The sequence below is a fragment of the Parasphingopyxis lamellibrachiae genome, from assembly GCF_003385775.1.
Taxonomy (GTDB): domain Bacteria; phylum Pseudomonadota; class Alphaproteobacteria; order Sphingomonadales; family Sphingomonadaceae; genus Parasphingopyxis; species Parasphingopyxis lamellibrachiae.
Genome location: NZ_QRDP01000004.1, coordinates 651,475 through 668,357, shown reverse-complemented (window position 1 = coordinate 668,357; position 16,883 = coordinate 651,475). Strand labels below are relative to the sequence as shown.

17 protein-coding genes and 1 tRNA gene are annotated in these 16,883 nt (G+C 58.8%); 12 read left to right on the top strand and 6 right to left on the bottom strand.

Annotated features, from left to right (window positions below; all coding sequences use genetic code 11):
- Nucleotides 1–27: 27 nt before the first annotated feature.
- A complete protein-coding gene (gene ald / locus DFR46_RS03395; RefSeq protein ID WP_116235171.1) occupies nucleotides 28–1,122 on the bottom strand; it encodes an alanine dehydrogenase in 1,095 nt (364 codons plus the stop codon).
- A 184-nt stretch (nucleotides 1,123–1,306) separates the two neighbouring features.
- On the opposite strand from ald, the gene DFR46_RS03390 reads away from it, so the two are divergent.
- The 4 genes from DFR46_RS03390 to DFR46_RS03375 all read left to right on the top strand — a co-directional run bounded on the left by DFR46_RS03390 (nucleotide 1,307) and on the right by DFR46_RS03375 (nucleotide 4,633).
- Nucleotides 1,307–3,211 carry a potassium transporter Kup gene (locus DFR46_RS03390; RefSeq protein ID WP_116235170.1) on the top strand — a complete coding sequence of 635 codons (1,905 nt, stop codon included), beginning with the start codon at nucleotides 1,307–1,309 and terminating at the stop codon, nucleotides 3,209–3,211.
- Between the two features lie 9 nt (nucleotides 3,212–3,220).
- Complete coding sequence (locus DFR46_RS03385; RefSeq protein ID WP_116235169.1) at nucleotides 3,221–3,793, top strand: nucleotidyltransferase family protein; 573 nt, start codon at nucleotides 3,221–3,223, stop codon at nucleotides 3,791–3,793.
- On the top strand, nucleotides 3,790–4,308 hold the full coding sequence (locus tag DFR46_RS03380; protein WP_116235168.1) for a 2'-5' RNA ligase family protein: 519 nt from the start codon (nucleotides 3,790–3,792) through the stop codon (nucleotides 4,306–4,308). Before DFR46_RS03385 ends, DFR46_RS03380 begins: the two co-directional genes overlap by 4 nt.
- Nucleotides 4,309–4,393: 85 nt before the next feature.
- On the top strand, nucleotides 4,394–4,633 hold the full coding sequence (locus DFR46_RS03375; RefSeq protein ID WP_116235167.1) for a hypothetical protein: 240 nt from the start codon (nucleotides 4,394–4,396) through the stop codon (nucleotides 4,631–4,633).
- 12 nt (nucleotides 4,634–4,645) lie between these two features.
- Here the strand turns inward: DFR46_RS03375 and DFR46_RS03370 are convergent, their stop codons facing one another.
- Nucleotides 4,646–5,059 carry a DUF3775 domain-containing protein gene (locus tag DFR46_RS03370; RefSeq protein WP_116235166.1) on the bottom strand — a complete coding sequence of 138 codons (414 nt, stop codon included), beginning with the start codon at nucleotides 5,057–5,059 and terminating at the stop codon, nucleotides 4,646–4,648.
- Nucleotides 5,060–5,206: 147 nt separating this feature from the next.
- Between DFR46_RS03370 and DFR46_RS03365 the strand changes: the two genes are divergently transcribed.
- Nucleotides 5,207–5,283, top strand: a tRNA-Met gene (locus DFR46_RS03365).
- Nucleotides 5,284–5,384: 101 nt separating this feature from the next.
- Nucleotides 5,385–6,341 carry a thioredoxin-disulfide reductase gene (trxB, locus tag DFR46_RS03360; RefSeq protein WP_245953647.1) on the top strand — a complete coding sequence of 319 codons (957 nt, stop codon included), beginning with the start codon at nucleotides 5,385–5,387 and terminating at the stop codon, nucleotides 6,339–6,341.
- Here the strand turns inward: trxB and DFR46_RS03355 are convergent.
- The 4 genes from DFR46_RS03355 to DFR46_RS03340 are packed head-to-tail and all read right to left on the bottom strand — an operon-like array spanning nucleotide 6,338 to nucleotide 9,155.
- Nucleotides 6,338–7,153 (bottom strand): hydrolase 1, exosortase A system-associated, encoded by an 816-nt coding sequence (locus DFR46_RS03355; protein ID WP_116235165.1) that lies wholly within the window; start codon nucleotides 7,151–7,153, stop codon nucleotides 6,338–6,340. The two genes, trxB and DFR46_RS03355, sit on opposite strands and share 4 nt — an antisense overlap.
- The gene (locus tag DFR46_RS03350) at nucleotides 7,153–7,848 is read right to left on the bottom strand and encodes an alpha/beta hydrolase family protein (RefSeq protein ID WP_116235164.1); all 696 of its coding nucleotides are present in this window, start codon (nucleotides 7,846–7,848) and stop codon (nucleotides 7,153–7,155) included. The genes DFR46_RS03355 and DFR46_RS03350 overlap by 1 nt, the downstream gene beginning before the upstream one ends.
- Entirely contained in the window at nucleotides 7,845–8,117 is a 273-nt protein-coding gene (locus tag DFR46_RS03345; RefSeq protein ID WP_162843381.1) for an acyl carrier protein, read from the bottom strand. Before DFR46_RS03345 ends, DFR46_RS03350 begins: the two co-directional genes overlap by 4 nt.
- Before the next feature lie 33 nt (nucleotides 8,118–8,150).
- Nucleotides 8,151–9,155 (bottom strand): GNAT family N-acetyltransferase, encoded by a 1,005-nt coding sequence (locus DFR46_RS03340; protein ID WP_116235163.1) that lies wholly within the window; start codon nucleotides 9,153–9,155, stop codon nucleotides 8,151–8,153.
- Nucleotides 9,156–9,214: 59 nt separating this feature from the next.
- Here DFR46_RS03340 and DFR46_RS03335 point away from each other — a divergent pair, with 59 nt between their 5' ends.
- From DFR46_RS03335 to DFR46_RS03310, 6 genes are all read left to right on the top strand, one after another.
- The gene (locus DFR46_RS03335; RefSeq protein ID WP_116235162.1) at nucleotides 9,215–10,723 is read left to right on the top strand and encodes an acyl-CoA ligase (AMP-forming), exosortase A system-associated; all 1,509 of its coding nucleotides are present in this window, start codon (nucleotides 9,215–9,217) and stop codon (nucleotides 10,721–10,723) included.
- Nucleotides 10,720–11,967 carry a pyridoxal-dependent decarboxylase, exosortase A system-associated gene (locus DFR46_RS03330; protein ID WP_116235161.1) on the top strand — a complete coding sequence of 416 codons (1,248 nt, stop codon included), beginning with the start codon at nucleotides 10,720–10,722 and terminating at the stop codon, nucleotides 11,965–11,967. Before DFR46_RS03335 ends, DFR46_RS03330 begins: the two co-directional genes overlap by 4 nt.
- A 108-nt stretch (nucleotides 11,968–12,075) precedes the next feature.
- Nucleotides 12,076–12,717: an XrtA/PEP-CTERM system exopolysaccharide export protein gene (locus DFR46_RS03325; protein ID WP_425453091.1), complete on the top strand. Its 642-nt coding sequence runs from the start codon at nucleotides 12,076–12,078 to the stop codon at nucleotides 12,715–12,717.
- A 46-nt stretch (nucleotides 12,718–12,763) separates the two neighbouring features.
- Nucleotides 12,764–14,305, top strand: coding sequence for an XrtA system polysaccharide chain length determinant (locus DFR46_RS03320; RefSeq protein WP_116235160.1), 1,542 nt, complete (start codon nucleotides 12,764–12,766; stop codon nucleotides 14,303–14,305).
- Between the two features lie 13 nt (nucleotides 14,306–14,318).
- The gene (locus tag DFR46_RS03315; protein ID WP_116235159.1) at nucleotides 14,319–15,233 is read left to right on the top strand and encodes a P-loop NTPase; all 915 of its coding nucleotides are present in this window, start codon (nucleotides 14,319–14,321) and stop codon (nucleotides 15,231–15,233) included.
- A gap of 2 nt (nucleotides 15,234–15,235) precedes the next feature.
- Nucleotides 15,236–16,867 carry a porin family protein gene (locus DFR46_RS03310; RefSeq protein WP_147297605.1) on the top strand — a complete coding sequence of 544 codons (1,632 nt, stop codon included), beginning with the start codon at nucleotides 15,236–15,238 and terminating at the stop codon, nucleotides 16,865–16,867.
- Nucleotides 16,868–16,883: the final 16 nt, after the last annotated feature.

Genomic DNA, 16,883 nt, shown 5'->3' with positions numbered 1-16,883 from the left:
CGGAGACTCCCCCACCGGGCCCGGTTGTTAGTTGAACGGCAAATCGAGCGCTTCGGCCACCGCTTCGTAACGGATTTTTCCATCAGACACATTCAACCCGGCGGCAAGATGGGGATTGTCCGCCATCGCCTTTTCCGGGCCTTTGTTGGCAAGTTGGATGACATAGGGCAAAGTCGCATTATTGAGCGCAAAAGTCGAAGTCCGGGCCACGGCACCGGGCATGTTCGCAACGCAATAATGGATGATGCCTTCTTCCTCATAGACCGGATTGTCATGAGTCGTGGCGCGCGACGTTTCGAAACAGCCACCCTGATCAATGGCGATATCGACGATCACCGAACCGCGCTTCATGGTTTTCAGCATTTCGCGGGTGATCAGTTTAGGTGCGGCACCTCCGGGAACCAGCACCGCGCCCACGACAAGATGCGCATCCTGCACAGCGGCAGCGATTGCGGCTTTCGACGCATAGCCGGTCTTTATGGTCGCGCCGAAATTGGTGGAAAGTTCGGCCAGCCGATCATTGCTGATGTCGTAAATGGTGACATCGGCCCGCAGACCGACTGCCATCTGTGCTGCATTCAGGCCTGCGACACCGCCGCCGATAATGACGACGTTCGCCGGAGCAACGCCGGGAACGCCACCAAGCAATATCCCGCGTCCGCCTTGCTCCTTCTCCAGATAATGGGCGCCAGCCTGGATTGACATGCGGCCAGCAACTTCGCTCATCGGTTTGAGGAGAGGAAGCGATCGATTGGGCGAAGTTACCGTTTCATAGGCAATGCAGGTCGCGCCCGATGCCATCAGACCCTCCGTTTGCGGCTTGTCCGCGGCAAGGTGGAGATAGGTGAACAGGATATGCCGGGCTTCGAGCATCGCGACCTCCTGCGCCTGGGGTTCCTTCACCTTCACGATCATGTCGGCCCCGGCAAACACATCGGCAGCCGTGTCGACTATGGATGCGCCGACGGCCCGATAGTCGTCATCGTCGAAATCGATGCCGCAACCAGCCTGTGTTTCGACGATCACTTCATGGCCTGCCTGGACGACGTCGAAGACAGATGCCGGTGTGAGCCCGACGCGATATTCGTGGTTCTTTATTTCCTTGGGGATTCCGACGCGCATTGACGCCTCCTGAGATTGATGATGGCCGGGCTATAACGACCTGCGCTAAGCTTGTCCTCCATTGCGGACCGTCATTTCTCGTGATAGTCCGCGCGCTTTGCCGCCCCCCAAGCGAAAATGCGGGGTCTGTAGCGGCCTGCACGGCGTTCGCATTACGCGGCATCAGGGAGCCGAACCGTCCAAAATGAGTGACACCAAGCCCGTCCAGTCCCCAGTCGGCCCGCCTTCGCGGGATCAGGCAATCGTCAAGCTCGCCGCCGGTGCTATCGGTATCGTGTTCGGCGATATCGGTACGAGTCCCTTATATGCCTTTCGCGAGGCTTTTGCCGGGCATCATCCGCTCGCCCTGAACACCCTGCATCTCTACGGTGTGCTCAGCCTGATATTCTGGGCGATGATGCTCGTCGTCACGATCAAATATGTATCGATCATCATGCGTGCCGATAACCGCGGAGAAGGGGGAAGTCTTGCGCTGCTCGCGCTGATGGGCGGTCGCAACAGCGGCAAGAAATGGAGCATGGGCATTGTGATGCTGGGCATCATGGCCACCGCGCTCTTTTACGGCGACGCAATGATTACGCCTGCCGTCTCCGTGCTTGGCGCGGTCGAGGGGCTGGCAGTCGTCAATCCGTCGCTACGGGGGTGGATCATCCCCATTGCCGTGTTCATTCTGATTTTCCTGTTCCTGATCCAGCGATCGGGAACAGCCCGGGTTGGCGCCTTTTTCGGCCCGATAATGCTGTTCTATTTCCTGACGATTTCGATCCTCGGAATCATCAGCATTAGCCAGAATCCCGAGATTCTGTGGGCGTTCAGTCCGCATTATGCAGCACAGTTCTTTATGGCGGAGCCCCTCAAGGCATTCCTCGCGCTGGGCGCGGTTGTCCTGGCGGTCACCGGCGCCGAAGCGCTTTATGCCGATATGGGGCATTTCGGGCGCAAGCCCATCGGCCTGTCATGGCTTGTCTTCGTCCTGCCGGCACTGATCCTCAACTATATGGGGCAGGGGGCTCTGGCCCTGCGCGACGGCGAGGCGATTTTCAACAATCCCTTTTTCAACCTTGCGCCGGAATGGTTCCAGCTTCCACTCCTCATCATCGCGACGCTGGCGGCGGTTATCGCCTGTCAGGCTGTCATCACCGGTGCCTTCTCGGTTACCCAGCAGGCGATCCAGCTCGGCTTCATGCCGCGCCTGCGGATCAATCACACCAATGCGCATACGATCGGGCAAATCTACATCCCGCTGGTCAACTGGGCGCTCATGATCATGGTCATCCTGCTGGTCCTGACATTCCAAAACGTCTCCAACCTGACGGCCGCCTATGGCGTCTCGGTCACCGGGGCGATGCTTCTCGATACCTGCCTGCTCAGCGTATTGCTGTTCAGCTTCTGGAGGTGGAACAAGTTCTGGGCCGGACTTCTGGTGGCATTGTTCTTCGTCGTGGACGGCTTGTTCTTCGCGGCCAACCTTACAAAAATTCCCGATGGCGGATGGGTGCCGCTCGCGATCAGCGGCGTTGCCTTCCTCCTGCTAACCAGTTGGGCCAAAGGGCGCTCGCTGATCATTGCGCAAATGCGTGAAACGGCCATGCCCGTTCAGGTGTTCGTCAAATCCGCCGCCGGATCGGCGACCCGCGTTCCCGGAACGGCGGTGTTCATGACGACCTCGCCCGAAGGTGTGCCGCACGCGCTTCTGCACAATCTGAAGCATAACAAGGTGTTGCATGAACGGATCGTCCTGCTCACCGTTTCCATTCTCGACCGGCCGCATGTCAGCCCCGAAGATCGCGTCCATTGCGAAGCGCTGGGATCGGGGTTCTACCGCATTATCCTGCGCTACGGATTCATGCAGGACACCAATGTCCCCGAAGCGCTCGAGAAAATCACGACCTGCGGCCCCGCCTTCAGGATGATCGAGACAAGCTTCTTCCTCGCTCGCCAGACTTTGCTCAGTTCGGACAAGCCGAAAATGGCACCATGGCGTGAAAAGCTCTTCGCCTGGATGTTGCGCAACGCGGAAACGGCAATGCAATTCTTCCGGCTGCCACCAAATCGCGTGGTGGAACTGGGCAGCCAGATAGAGATCTAGGGCTCCGGATTGCGTGCGGCCATCATCCTTGCTGCCGGGCGCTCAAGGCGCTTTGGGATCGCGAACAAGCTGCTTGTCCGCCGCCATGGTAAAACGCTTCTGCAATCAGCCGTACAAATCGCTTTGAGCGCGCCGGTTTGCCGGGTGATTGTGGTGACGAGCGTGGACGATGCCAGATTGCGCGGCGCGGTTCTCACTACAAGCAATAGCCGCGTATCAGTTTTGTTCGCGCGGGACCATCGGGACGGACATCATGCCAGCCTGCTCCATGGCCTCAACGCGCTTCGTCGCAGGGAGCGTGAAGCACTTGTCTTCCTGGGCGACATGCCGGATTTGACACCGGCGACCGCGCGCAGGCTTACGCGGCTTACAGCTGCGGGATACAAGGCAGTCAGGCCGTCTTATCAGGATACCCCCGGCCATCCTGTCCTCATTCGGGATGTCGATTGGGTTTGCAAGAGGCTGGAAACGGGAATGCCGCCATTTGGCCGCGATGAAGTCCTCCATGTCAACGAGGGGCGACATACGGTATTGGATATCGACCGTCCGGGAGACCTCCAGCGGATCGGTTCGCGACGATGACGACAAGCCCGGCGCCCATCATTGTCACGGCTGTGTTCGGGAAAGACGATTTCGCCCATCTTGATGCGTTGCGAAAGCGATATTATCCGGCCGATCGCAATAGGGTTCAGGCTCATCTAACGCTGTTCCACCATCTTCCACCAAGCGTTGGCGACGAGCTGAAATTCCGATTGAATGCAGAGACGCGTGGCGCGAAAGCGCCTCGGGCAAGGTTGAGCAGGGTGATGTCACTGGGGCAGGGCGTGGCCTTGGGTGTTGAAAGTCCAGACCTGATGGAGATTAGGGATCAGCTGGCCGACGCTTTTGCCGGCCTGTTAATGCCGCAAGACAGGCAGCCATGGCGTCCCCATATCACCATCCAGAATAAGGTTGCATCGTCCGAAGCCAAAGCGTTGTTGGAAGCCCTGTCCGTCGATTTCGAACCGCGGCCGTTGAGAATCGCGGGGCTTTCCAGCTGGTATTATCGCGGCGGGCAGTGGGAGCTCCTTGCTAAGTACAGTTTTGTCATGCCTTGATAAAAGATGCGTCAAATGTATGTTCTCTCCCTTACTGAAATAGCCAATGTACGAAAGTTCATAATAACAATTGGGAGGATACAAAATGGGCGCGACAGCAAGTAATCCTGACATCGAACCTTTTACGGATTATGCCACGGGCAAATCATATCTTCGGCTGCATCTCGATGTTGAAATTCCACGCGATAAATTCCGAGATCTGATAGATTTGATGGATTCTGACAACTTTGAGTCGGCTAAAGATTTCGTGACCCGTATTTCGCCGGAATCGTCTGAATATCTTGATCTGTTTTTCGGTAAATCGCTTCTTCGCAAAGGCGACTAGACACACCGGATATCAGTCGATCTGGCCGATGTCATCACAACTGAGATCGAACGCTTCAAGGCCCGCTTCGAGATAGGCTGCAAGCATCGGCATATCCATCAGCTGGTCGGCGACAGAATCGCCTTCCGGATCGGAGGCTTCGGATATCGCTTCGTCCCAGTCGCCCGCGTCGAACGTTCCGTTACCGATCCACGCCAGGGCCAGCAATTCGGCCCGCTGGTCCTCGGCATGATCGTCCAACGCTGCGGCAATCTCTTTTTCCACCGAATCATTCTTTTCGTCGATCAGCACGTTATAATCGTCATCCGTCGATACCGGACCGTCTTCGTCGACTTCATCCGGTTCGTTGGATGGCACCTGCGCATCCCATTCCCGGGCGCGGACGATGATCCGGCAAATCATGTCCAGTGGTGTTTCGAGCTCCATGTACATTCCCTTTCACTGGCGAGCGTGTCCGCTGCAGGCCTGATAGCTTATCCCGGTCTTGCGGAAGAACCAAACCAGTTGACCCTATTCCGCGCCATGCCTATAGGCCCCGAGCGCCCGTTTGCGGCGCTCGCCTAGTAGCATCGGGGCGGAGTAGCTCAGTTGGTTAGAGCAGTGGAATCATAATCCATGTGTCGGGGGTTCAAATCCCTCCTCCGCTACCAAATTTCTCTTTTCCCCATTCAAGCAATGCCTTCTTATTGCGCGGTTGCGCGAGGGGAGGCAGGGCACCTATCTCGTGCCTTCAAACGGAACAGGAAAAGTCATGGCCGAAACCCATCGCACGAAAATGCTCATCCTCGGATCGGGACCTGCCGGGCTCTCAGCTGCCATCTATGCTGCGCGCGCCGGCATGGAGCCGATTGTCGTGCAGGGGATGGAGCCGGGCGGCCAGCTCACCACCACGACCGAAGTCGAAAATTATCCGGGATTCGCCGAACTGATCCAGGGCCCGTGGCTGATGGAACAGATGCAGAAGCAGGCCGAAAATTGCGGCGCGAAGATGATCTGGGACCATATTTCCGAAGTGGACCTCTCCCAGCGCCCGTTCCGCATGAAAGGCGATAGCGGCGATGAATATGTCGGCGATGTGCTGGTCATCGCGACAGGCGCCCAGGCCCGCTGGCTGGGAATCGAAAGCGAAACCGCGCTGCGCGGCAAAGGCCTTTCGGCCTGTGCGACCTGCGACGGCTTTTTCTTCCGCGGCAAGAAAGTCGCGGTGATCGGCGGCGGCAATACGGCGGTCGAAGAGGCGCTATACCTGACCAACCATAGCGACGACGTTACCCTCATTCACCGGCGGGATGAGCTGCGCGCGGAGAAAATCCTGCAGGAACGGCTGTTCGCCCACCCCAACATCACGGTTCTATGGGACAAGACTGTGGACAAGTTTGTGGGTGAAGGGGATCCGGAAGGGCTGGTCGCGATCGACTTGAAGGACACGAAAACCGGAGAAATCACCCAAATCCCGGCGGAAGGCGGCTTTGTCGCCATCGGTCATGATCCGGCTACGGCCCTGTTCAAAGGCCATCTCGAGCTCGACAGCGACAATTATATCAAGGTGGAACCCGGCAGCACGCGTACCAGCGTTCCCGGCGTGTTCGCGTGCGGCGATGTGATGGATAAAATCTACCGCCAGGCGGTCACGGCTGCCGGCACCGGCTGCATGGCTGCGCTCGACGCCGAGAAATTCTTCGCCGAAACCGAATTCGAACAGGGCTAAAGCCCAGCTTCAAAGCGCTTCAGGGCGCGCAGGCAACTGTTCGAATAGCGCTCGAAATCGCCGTCGCGCGCAAAGCTGTGGGCGTCCGTCTCGATCATATCGCAGCTGAACCGGGATTCGCCTGAAAGTGCCGCCAAAGCGCCGTTGCGCCATTCGTCATCAAAACCGATCGCCGTGGCGTCATCCTTTGCCAGGACGATATGCGCAGGCGCGTCGGACGCGCCCAAGGCGGTTGCCACGCGCTGACCCAAACTGCCTTCCACCTTGCGCGGTTTGGCCAGTTTCAGGATGCCGGAAATCGCCTTGCGATAGTTGATCCCGCCGGTGAGCAAGCGCTTCCATCCGGCAAAACTCAGCAGCTGATCGCGATAATGGCTTTTAATCGCTGCGGGCGGCGGCTCGTTCGCCGCCGCTTCCACAACCCAGGGGTTGGCGAGCAGCATGGCATCGATGTCGCACTCCCGATGATGGAGGCATAAAGTTGTGGCGCCGTCGCAAAGCCCGAAGCCAACGATATGGGTCAGGCCGGGAACTTCCTTGCGAAAGGCAGTGACCGCAGCTGACAAATCGGGTGCACTTGCTTCGAATCCGGGATCTTCGCCGGAACTGTCGCCAACGCCGCGGCGGTCGTAGCGCAATACCGGATAGCCGGCCTCGGCCAGGAACGTCGCAAGCTGCGCAAAACCGCGATGCGCGCCAAAACGGGTCTGGCCGCCGCCAGTGACGACGAGCACACCAACCGCGCCATCTGCGGCATCCAGCGCGCCTGCAAGGATATCCCCTTTGCAGTCAAAGGCGAATTGCGTCCGCATCAGACCATCCACTCCGCGATGGCATCGACCAGCGCCTCTGTAAGTTCAGGTGATCCACTGGGTTCGGCCCGGCGCCAGAGAGGTGGGCCCGGCAGTTTGGCGTCGGCTTCGCCATGTTCGGTATCAAGACGGAGGATTTTTGCATTGTCCACGTCCGCAATATCGGCATCACGGACCGCGCGGGCGAGAGTAGAGGTGATCGCATAGCCGCCCAGCATGGACGGTCCGTTGGTAAACACCGCCTTTTGGGCGTCGCTGTCGAAATCGGGATCGTTGAGACTGCGTGAGCGAACCAGATCGCGGATCAAGCGTTTTCCTTCAAAAGGCGAAAAGCGCATCAGCGGAACGGCAACAGCTGCGTCATCGAGCAGGCATCCGCCCCGGATTGCCAATTTGGCTGACGGTTTGCATGAACTGGCGGCGTCAGTAACTGCTTGACGCCATGCGGGCCATTCGGCCTCAACCAGATCGGTTTCGCTCTCCCCGGTACCCGGAAGATCGGGCAGGTGCGAACTTATCCCCTTTGCGGACAAAGCGCGCATCGTATCCGAGATCAGCTTTCGCGTTCTGTTCAGCTCCTCGAACAGGGGCGGAACGATAAGCAGTTGCGGGCCGCTATCCGGGCCAAAACTCATAATCGGTTGAGCAACGCCCAGCGATTCATAGTGCCAAAATCGCGGGGCAGGAACGGTCACTGAAGCGCCTTGGTCCTGGCGAAGGCAAGGAGATTGCCAAAGGTTTCAAGCATTTCGGTTTCGAACTCGTCATCCTCGATCCAGATGCCGAGCCGGTCCTCGATCTCGGTCAGCAAGCCCGCCACCGCCATGGAATCGAGTTCGGGGATCGCGCCGAATAATTCGGTGCTGTCATCAAAATCGGCCACCTGCGCTTCCGCAAGGCCCAAAATATCGACCAGCACTGCCCGCAGCGTCGTCTCGACCATTTCGGCGCTATCAGATGCCATATGTACATTCCCCTGCATTGCGATTGCGCCCGCCTAATGGCTTGTTGAGCGACCGACAAGGCCAGAAAGTTTGTGCCGGAGCAAGGACAGCCAGGCTGCGGGCCGACGCGGGTTATAGAGCTGCAATCGGTAAAGCGGTCTCGGTGCGTCCATCCAGTCCGCTTTATAGGGTTCGCTACCCGTCCCATAATCAATGACCGCGGGAGCATCCCGTTCGATCACATGCCGGAACATGGCCTCGCTCAGGATCGAGCCTGGCGAATAGGATTTGGAGTTTTCCGTATAGGCAAGCTTGTGGATGGTCGCATGGCCGTTTTCGACATGCCAGAGTTGCGCCGCAACGGGTTCTCCCTCTTTGTACGCAACCCCCAGTCTGAGCGTTCCGGCTTCGCCTTCATGCTCGGCAAATTCTCGCATGAAATCCCACGATCCTTCATCCGGCTTCCAGCTTTGGGCATAGATGGCCTTATAGTCTTCCCAGGCCTGCTCATTGAAATTGTTGTGAATCGCTATCTCGAGATTGGCTTTCTTGCCTTTGCGTTTCACCGTGCTGCGCAATTTACCAGGGCGCGCGCTCCAGAAGGTTTCGAAATCCTCGGGCGGGCGCAGCTTCCAATTCTCCGTTGCAACGGTTCGGATCACTTTCCAGCCAGCATCGCCGAACGCCTGTTCCACCGGCCCGGGATCGGCGAGCGGTGCTATCGTGATCGATGCGAACTGCTTCAGTTTCCCGGCAATCGAGGCGAGCAATGCGCTATTATCACCGGTGCGGACTATATCGAAGTCCAGCGTGTACCAGCTTGCCAGCGCTTCGGCGTGGCGCTGGCTCGTCCGGTAAAGGAACAGCCAGGCTGCGTCGTTGCCACATCGAGCGCGGGCAATTAACGGTGTCTTGCCTGCCGCTCCGCAATGCCGTGCGGTCCTCTCAAACCATTCGATTCTGTTATACAGGCTGGGCTGCTGAGCGCGGCCCAGAGCGTTGCCTGCATCACTGGCAACATCGGCGAGGCTATCGAATAGCTTTACGTTAACTGTCATGACGCTATCCCGGTGATCGCCGCGACGCGGCTCGTGACGCCATCATCTACTCGGAAGCCATGACGAAAGCCTTAAATCCCGACCCAAAACCGCTCGATCACCTTACATTATGTGGGGCGGCGGACAGTGTCGCCCTGATAGACAGGCAGGGCGAACTCGATTTTGCCGGGCTGGAAGCGGCTGTAGGCGCGCTTGCGGCTTGGCTTATGGATCAGGGCCTGCATCGGGGCGATCGTGTGGCCAGCTGGCTCAACAAGACCCGTTTAGCCTGTTTGATGCCTCTGGCGACTGCGCGGGCCGGATTGGTTCATGTACCGGTCAATCCGCTGCTCAAACGCGCGCAGGTCGGCCATATCCTCGCCGACAGCGGCGCGAGCCTGCTGATCGCCGGGAAGGCACGTCTTGGATCGCTCGCGGAAGGCGACCTGCCTTCCGGGTGCCCGGCGGTCGACGAGAACCAGGCTTCGCTCGAGGGAAGCGGCTTGCCGCCATCCAATGGCGATCCGGACGATCTTGCCGCCATCCTTTACACGTCCGGGTCGACTGGCAGCCCCAAAGGGGTGATGCTCAGCCATGCCAATATGTGGCTCGGTGCGGTCAGTGTCGCGCATTATCTGGATATCCGGCCGTCGGACCGGACCTTGTGCCTGCTGCCATTCAGCTTTGACTATGGCCAGAATCAGCTGCTTTCCAGCTGGTTTGCGGGCGCATCCGCCATCCCGTTAGACTATCTGTTGGCGCGTGACGTCACAAAGGCGGTCGGGCGTCATGACGTCACAATATTGGCAGGTGTTCCACCCCTCTGGGTGCAATTGACAGAGATCGAATGGCCTGCGGAAATCGCTGGAAATTTGAGGGTTTTGACCAATAGCGGTGGCAAGATGCCGGTACCACTGGTGTCTGCCTTGCGCACGGCTTTTCCCAAAGCGGGCCTGCATTCCATGTACGGGCTTACCGAGGCCTTTCGTTCCACAACGCTCGATCCGGCGCTTATCGATACGATGCCGGAAAGCATTGGCCAGGCGATTCCGTTCGCCGAAATCATGGTCGTGACGCCCGAAGGAACGGATGCCGCGCCTGAACAAGCGGGCGAACTCGTCCATGCAGGCCCCCTTGTAGCCCTTGGATACTGGCAGGATCCCGAAAGAACGGCATTGCGGTTCAAACCGGCGCCGGATTTTTCGCACTATGGCGGTATGGCGGTTTGGTCGGGCGATACGGTGATGCGCGATACGGAAGGATATTTGCGCTTTGTTGGTCGCGATGACGCCATGATAAAGAGCGCCGGCAATCGCATATCGCCCAGCGAGCTGGAAGATGCGGCGATAGGAAGCGGTTTAACCGCAGAAGCATGCGCTTTTGGCGTTCCCGACGATCGGCTCGGACAGGCTATAATGCTGGTAGTCCGCGGTGAGGGCGGGGAGGCGGATCAGGCCTTGAAACGTTTTCTCAAGGCCGAGCTGCCAAACTTCATGCAGCCACGCGAAATTATCTGGCAGAATGAGCTACCACGAAACCCGAACGAAAAACTCGATCGCACTGAAATAGAACGGAAATGGGGACAATGAAACCAATCGGACCGATACCCGCGGCCTTTGCGACCCAGCAAGGGGAACTGATGATCGGCGGCTGTGGCGTTTCCGATCTGGCGGTCAGGACCGGGCAAACCCCGTTCTTCGTTTATGATCTTGATCTCGCAACGGCCCAGGTCGAGCGATTTCGCGCAGCAATGCCGAACGAAATACACTTGCATTATGCTGTAAAAGCAAACCCTCACCCCGCTGTAATTAAACATTTAATGAGCCTGACAGATGGCCTCGATATGGCTTCTGGCGGAGAGTTGGAACGGGTGCGCGATTGCGGTGCGGCCATGGAACATGTCAGCTTTGCCGGGCCAGGCAAGCGCGATCCGGAACTCGAATTGGCGATCTCGCTAGGCGCGACGCTCAACCTTGAGTCGGAGAACGAGGCGGTGCGCGCGCTTGCTATCGCCGAACGGCTTGGCGTCACACCCCGTCTGGCGGTACGCGTAAATCCCGATTTCGAGCTGAAAGGCTCGGGAATGAGCATGGGCGGCGGCGCAAAACCCTTCGGTATCGATCAGGAGCGGGTACCGGCACTCGTCAGAAAACTGATAGCGGCCGGCGCGGACTGGCGCGGTTTTCACATCTATTCGGGATCGCAATCGCTGGATGTCGATGCGATTGCCGAATGTCAGCGTGCCAGCATCGCCCTGGCTGCGGACCTTGCCCATGCTATCGGAGAAACCCCGAAAAGCGTAAATCTGGGCGGCGGATTCGGTATTCCCTATACTGCCAACGATGTGCCGCTCGACGTTGAGAGCGTTGGTAGCCGCCTGTCGCAGGCCTTGTCGGCCAGAGATGCCATTCTCCAAGATACGCAATTCATGATCGAGCTCGGCCGCTGGCTGATCGGTGAGGCAGGCGTGTATGTCGCGAAGATCCTCGATCGCAAGGAAAGCAAGGGCGAACTGTTTTTCGTAACCGACGGTGGAATGCACCATCATCTTGCCGCTTCCGGCAATTTCGGAATGGTCATGAAGCGCAACTATCCTGTCGCCATAGCGTCCCATATGGGTGCCGAAACGGTCGGGAGCGCGACAATTGTAGGCCCGCTGTGCACACCGCTCGACAAGCTTGCGGCCGATATGGCTGTGCCAGAGGCGCAGATTGGCGACTATGTAGCCGTATTCGCATCTGGCGCTTATGGTTTAAGCGCCAGCCCCGTGCACTTTCTGAGCCATCCCATGGCATCGGAAATTGTGGTTAAAGGCGGAAAAATAACCATTTAGCTCAACGCGAATTTAACCCTTTCCAGTGCATGTAGCGCTTGAGAAAGGGCCGGATTTCGTGTGCGTACTGCACGGATGACGTCATCGGCCCTGAAAAAGAAGGGCTCGATGATGCGCATCAATTCCATGAAAACCGCCTTCTGCATGGGCGTTTGTGCTTTCGCACTTGCCGGTTGTGCCGGCGGCTCAGGACAAGAACTGCCGCGGGCGTCCTTTGTCAGCACCAACCAGGGCCCGGGTGAACAATATGTAATCGGACCGCTTGATCAGCTGACGGTTTTTGTCTGGCGCAATCCGGAGCTTGGCGCCGAAGTGCAGGTCCGCCCCGACGGCCGGATCACGACCCCGCTGATCCAGGATATGGTAGCCGTGGGCAAAACGCCTGCGATGCTCGCCGATGATATTTCTGTCATGCTGGCCGAATATATTACCGAGCCGCGCGTATCCGTAATCGTGAACGAATTTTCCGGTACTTATGCCCAGAGGATCCGGGTGATCGGTGCCACCGAAGAACCCGCCTCGATCCCGTATCGCGCCAATATGACTTTGCTGGACGCGATGATCGCGGTCGGCGGTCTTTCAGAGTTCGCCGCAGGCAATCGCGCACGCCTGATCCGCCATGACCGTGGGACGGGCGAGCAGCGCGAATATGGCCTGCGCATTTCCAGCCTCCTGCGGCGCGGTGACACCAGCGCCAATGTCGATCTGCAGCCCGGCGATGTGATCATCATCCCGGAAAGCATGTTCTGATCGCAGATTCAGAAGCGACATATTCCCGAAAGGCAGCGACCACGACATGAACGGCATTTACGAAGAAATCAGGATTGCACTGCATGCGATCTGGCAGCGCCGCTGGCTGGCTCTTGCCGTTGCCTGGGGCGTGGCCGTTCTTGGCTGGCTCGTTATCGCGCTGATTCCCGCGAGCTACACCTCGCAGGCACGAATTTACATCCAGCAGGAAACCGTGCTTTCCAATCAGGTCGGCGTTACCGATCGCGAACAGCGGGCGATGATGGAACGTATCCGTCAGACGCTGGCCTCGACCGGTAATCTCGAACAGGTTGTTCGCGAGACCGATCTGGCACAGCAGGCCACGACCGATGCGCAGGTTCGGTCGCTTGCATCGCAATTGCGCCAAAATATCACGGTGGCCGCGCAGCAGGACCCGAACAATATCGGCCGGCCCAGCAATGTGTTCGAAATCAGTGCAAGCTGGAGCGGGCCCAGCCTGGCCCAGCAGATCAACCAGAAGCTGATCGATGTATTCATCGAGGAAAGCCTGGCGGGTACGCGCCAGGAGGCGACCCAATCGGTCGCATTCCTGGATCGGCAGATCGCGGAACGGGAAACGCGCCTCCAGCAAATTGAAGAACGCCGGGCGAATTTCGAAAATGAATTCAGCGGATCGCTGCCTGGTGTCGGTACGATTTCCCAGCGCATGGACCAGGCCCGTTCCGAGATGCAGAATATCGAGAACGACCTTGCTGCCGCGCAAAGCTCACTCAATATTGTTCAGGCCCAATTGGCCGGAACGCCGGCAACGACCAGCGTGCCCGGAACTTTCGTACCCGGTGGCGGCAATGCGCGCCTCAATGCGCTTCAGTCGCAACTGGCGGATGCGCAGGCCCGGGGCTGGACGGACCAGCATCCCGACGTAGTTGCCCTGCGCTCGCAGATTGCCCGTGCCCGTGCTCAGGGCGGCGGTGGCGGCGGTGGACGCCAGGTCGGTGGTTCAACTTCAGCAAACCCGCTGTATACGTCACTGCGCTCAATGCTCGCAGATCGTCAGGCAACGGTTGCTGCCCTTACGGCGCGCCGCGACCAGCTTCGCGCCGGCCTCGATCAGATCGAGCGCCAGCGCCGGACCAACCCGGGCGCGCTTGCCGAACAGCAGCAGCTTGATCGCGATTATCTGGCCCTGCAAACGCAATATAACCAGCTCGTCGCCGATCGCGAACGCCTGCGTCTGCGCGGTGAAGTCGTAACCGAAACGGACAGCAACACGTTCCGCGTTATCAATCCGCCGAGCATGCCGAGCGCCCCAACGGCTCCGAACCGGCCGTTGTTGCTGATCCTCGTGCTGATGGCGGCCATCGCCGCTGGAATCGGGGCTGCTTTTGCCCAGAGCCAGCTCAAAACGAGCTATCCGACGGCACGGCGTCTCGGAAATGGTACCGGCTTGCCGGTTCTGGGAGCGATCAGCGAGATCATAAGCCCGACCCAAAAGGAAGTTCGCCACCAGAATTTCCGTCGGTTTGCCGCCGGTACAGCGGCCCTGTTTGGGGTGTTTGTCCTGCTGATGGTGGTTGAATTCGTTCAACGCGGCCTGGCGGCCTGAGGGAGCAGAGAGAATGAACAAATATAGCTCTATCGGATCGTCCGGATCGCTCCTCGAACGTGCTGCGGAAAAATTCGACTTTGCTGCGGCCTTGCGCGGTGCGGCAACCGAATTTCCCGAAGCAGAGGCGGTTCCGGCTCCTGATAACTCCCAACCCGTTCGGGATACGGACACACCAAAGGCGCCAATTGTACGGGGCGAAACGGTTGCAGTCGATCGGGTCGCACTCGCCGAGGCTGGCTTCATTTTACCGGATCAGCGTCCGGGACCGCTCGCCGAGGAATTCCGGATTGTAAAACGCCAGCTCCTGCTGCGTGCAGCGGGCGAGGGCGGAACGCCGCTCAAGAATGGCAGGATGATCCTCGTTTGCTCGGCCAATCCCGATGAAGGCAAGACATTCTGCTCGGTCAATCTCGCGCTTTCCATGTCGCGGGAAACCGATCTCGATATCGTTCTTGTAGATAGCGACCTGAACAACCCGGAAATTGCAAAATTGATGGGTATCGGAGACGGCCCGGGGCTGATCGATGCGCTTTCCGATCCGGCAATCGACATCGAGTCCTGCGTGACGCCGACCGATATCCCCAACCTGTCTATCCTTCGTTCCGGCCGACGCACCGATGACGCCACCGAATTGCTTGCGTCACAGCGAACAAGCGCAAAGATTGAGGGGCTGCTCAGCCACAGCCCCACTCGGATCGTTATCTTCGATTCCCCGCCGGCCCTGTCGGCATCGCCGGCATCCGTGCTTGCGATGCTTGCTGGCCAGACGGTGATGGTCGTGAAGGCCGACACCACAAGCGAGGCAGAACTGCGCGAAGCGCTGGGCCTGCTCGACGGCTGCGACGATATTCAGCTGCTTTTGAACGGTGTGACTTTCACGCCGAACGGCAAGCGGTTCAGCACCTACTACGGATATGGGGAATAGAAATGGGTAGTTTCTCAACGCGATACAGGATGATCGCCGCTACCGGGCTAAGCGCCGCCGCGCTTGCCTGTCTGGCGTCTCCCGCTCAGGCGCGCAGCCAGATTTCGCCCTATATCGAGGTTCAGCAAATTCTGGATTTCGATCTTAGCAATAATGACGCACTGGGTGACGACGTCGTTACCTATACCAGCGTCGCCGCCGGCGTTGATGCGTCGATCGCGACGCGGCGGATCGAAGTCGGTGCCAGTTACCGCTATGAACGCCGCATCGACTGGAACGACGATATTGCCGATGATGACGTGCATAGTGGCCTTGTCCGGGCCCGCGCGAACGTTGCTCGCGGCCTCAGTCTGGAAGCTGGCGCTCTCGCGGCCCGTTCGCGGACGGAAATCGGCGGTGCCGGGCTCGGTTCGCTGACCGGAGACAATGACAACAGCACACAGGTCTATTCGGTCTATGCCGGGCCGACCTTTGCAACACGCGCCGGCCCGCTTGAAATCGGCGCCGCCTATCAGCTCGGCTACACCCATGTTGAAGACAATTTCGCGGCCAACAGCGATCCGAACCAGGCTCCGGTCGATTATGTCGATCACTCGACCTATCATCAGGCGACGGCCAGCGTCGGCATGTCGCCCGGCGATATGCTGCCTTTTGGCTGGGTTGCCTCGGGCAGTTATGAGCGTGAGGACGCCAGCCAGCTCGATCAGCGTTACGAGGCCTATTACGGCCGGGTCGACGTCACTATTCCGGTAACGCCGACTCTCGCGCTGCTGGGTGGCGTTGGTTATGAAAATGTCGAAATCAGCCAGCGCGACGTTCTTGTCGATGCAAACGGCAATCCGGTGCTCGACAATAATGGCCGCTTCCAGTCGGATACGAGCGCGCCGCGGCTTCTTGCCTATTCAGTCGAAGAACTGATCTACGATGCGGGTATCCTGTGGCGCCCCAACGCGCGGCTCGAACTCGCAGCGCGTGTCGGCCATCGCTACGACACGACAATCTACAACGGCTATCTGACCTATCAGGCAAGCCAGTCTAGCACTCTCCAGGCCGCAGTATATAACGAAATCAGCAGCTTTGGCCGGGGAACGACCAATACGCTTGCCGGACTACCGACCAGTTTCACGGTTAGCCGCAACGGGTTCGGCCAGTTCAGCGGCTGCGCCTTTGGCGAGGGCAGCAATGCTGGTGGCTGTTTCGACAACGATTTCCAGTCACTCAACGCTTCGAATTTCCGCAGCCGTGGCGGCAGCCTTGTTTGGACCGGGGGCAGGGGCCCCTGGAGCTATGGCGTCGGTGCCGGGTATCAGAACCGCCGCTATCTCGCCCCGACGACGAGCGCCAATTTCTCGCTCGATCGGGTAACCGACGAAGCCTATTCGCTGCAGGCCAATCTCGGCCATCAGATGACGCCGAATTCCAGCCTCGACGGGAACCTGTATGCGACATGGTTCCAGAGCGGCATTCCGGGCGAGGCCGATGTGTTCAGCAGCGGCGGTTCGGCAACCTACAGTATCGCTTTGTATAGCGGGCTCAGTGCGCAGGCTTCGGCCGGGCTCTTCGCCAACGATGTCGATGGCGAGGAAACCGACTGGCTGGGCACTTTGCTCTTCGGTGTTCGCTACGGATTTTAGAGAGAATGCGCGTAAG

Coding starts and splice junctions, on each gene's coding strand:
- ald (WP_116235171.1), bottom strand. CDS start 1,122: ATGCGCGTCGGAATCCCCAAGGAAATAAAGAACCACGAATATCGCGTC.
- DFR46_RS03390 (WP_116235170.1), top strand. CDS start 1,307: ATGAGTGACACCAAGCCCGTCCAGTCCCCAGTCGGCCCGCCTTCGCGG.
- DFR46_RS03380 (WP_116235168.1), top strand. CDS start 3,790: ATGACGACAAGCCCGGCGCCCATCATTGTCACGGCTGTGTTCGGGAAA.
- DFR46_RS03375 (WP_116235167.1), top strand. CDS start 4,394: ATGGGCGCGACAGCAAGTAATCCTGACATCGAACCTTTTACGGATTAT.
- DFR46_RS03370 (WP_116235166.1), bottom strand. CDS start 5,059: ATGGAGCTCGAAACACCACTGGACATGATTTGCCGGATCATCGTCCGC.
- trxB (WP_245953647.1), top strand. CDS start 5,385: ATGGCCGAAACCCATCGCACGAAAATGCTCATCCTCGGATCGGGACCT.
- DFR46_RS03355 (WP_116235165.1), bottom strand. CDS start 7,153: ATGCGGACGCAATTCGCCTTTGACTGCAAAGGGGATATCCTTGCAGGC.
- DFR46_RS03345 (WP_162843381.1), bottom strand. CDS start 8,117: ATGGCATCTGATAGCGCCGAAATGGTCGAGACGACGCTGCGGGCAGTG.
- DFR46_RS03340 (WP_116235163.1), bottom strand. CDS start 9,155: ATGACAGTTAACGTAAAGCTATTCGATAGCCTCGCCGATGTTGCCAGT.
- DFR46_RS03335 (WP_116235162.1), top strand. CDS start 9,215: ATGACGAAAGCCTTAAATCCCGACCCAAAACCGCTCGATCACCTTACA.
- DFR46_RS03330 (WP_116235161.1), top strand. CDS start 10,720: ATGAAACCAATCGGACCGATACCCGCGGCCTTTGCGACCCAGCAAGGG.
- DFR46_RS03325 (WP_425453091.1), top strand. CDS start 12,076: ATGATGCGCATCAATTCCATGAAAACCGCCTTCTGCATGGGCGTTTGT.
- DFR46_RS03320 (WP_116235160.1), top strand. CDS start 12,764: ATGAACGGCATTTACGAAGAAATCAGGATTGCACTGCATGCGATCTGG.
- DFR46_RS03315 (WP_116235159.1), top strand. CDS start 14,319: ATGAACAAATATAGCTCTATCGGATCGTCCGGATCGCTCCTCGAACGT.
- DFR46_RS03310 (WP_147297605.1), top strand. CDS start 15,236: ATGGGTAGTTTCTCAACGCGATACAGGATGATCGCCGCTACCGGGCTA.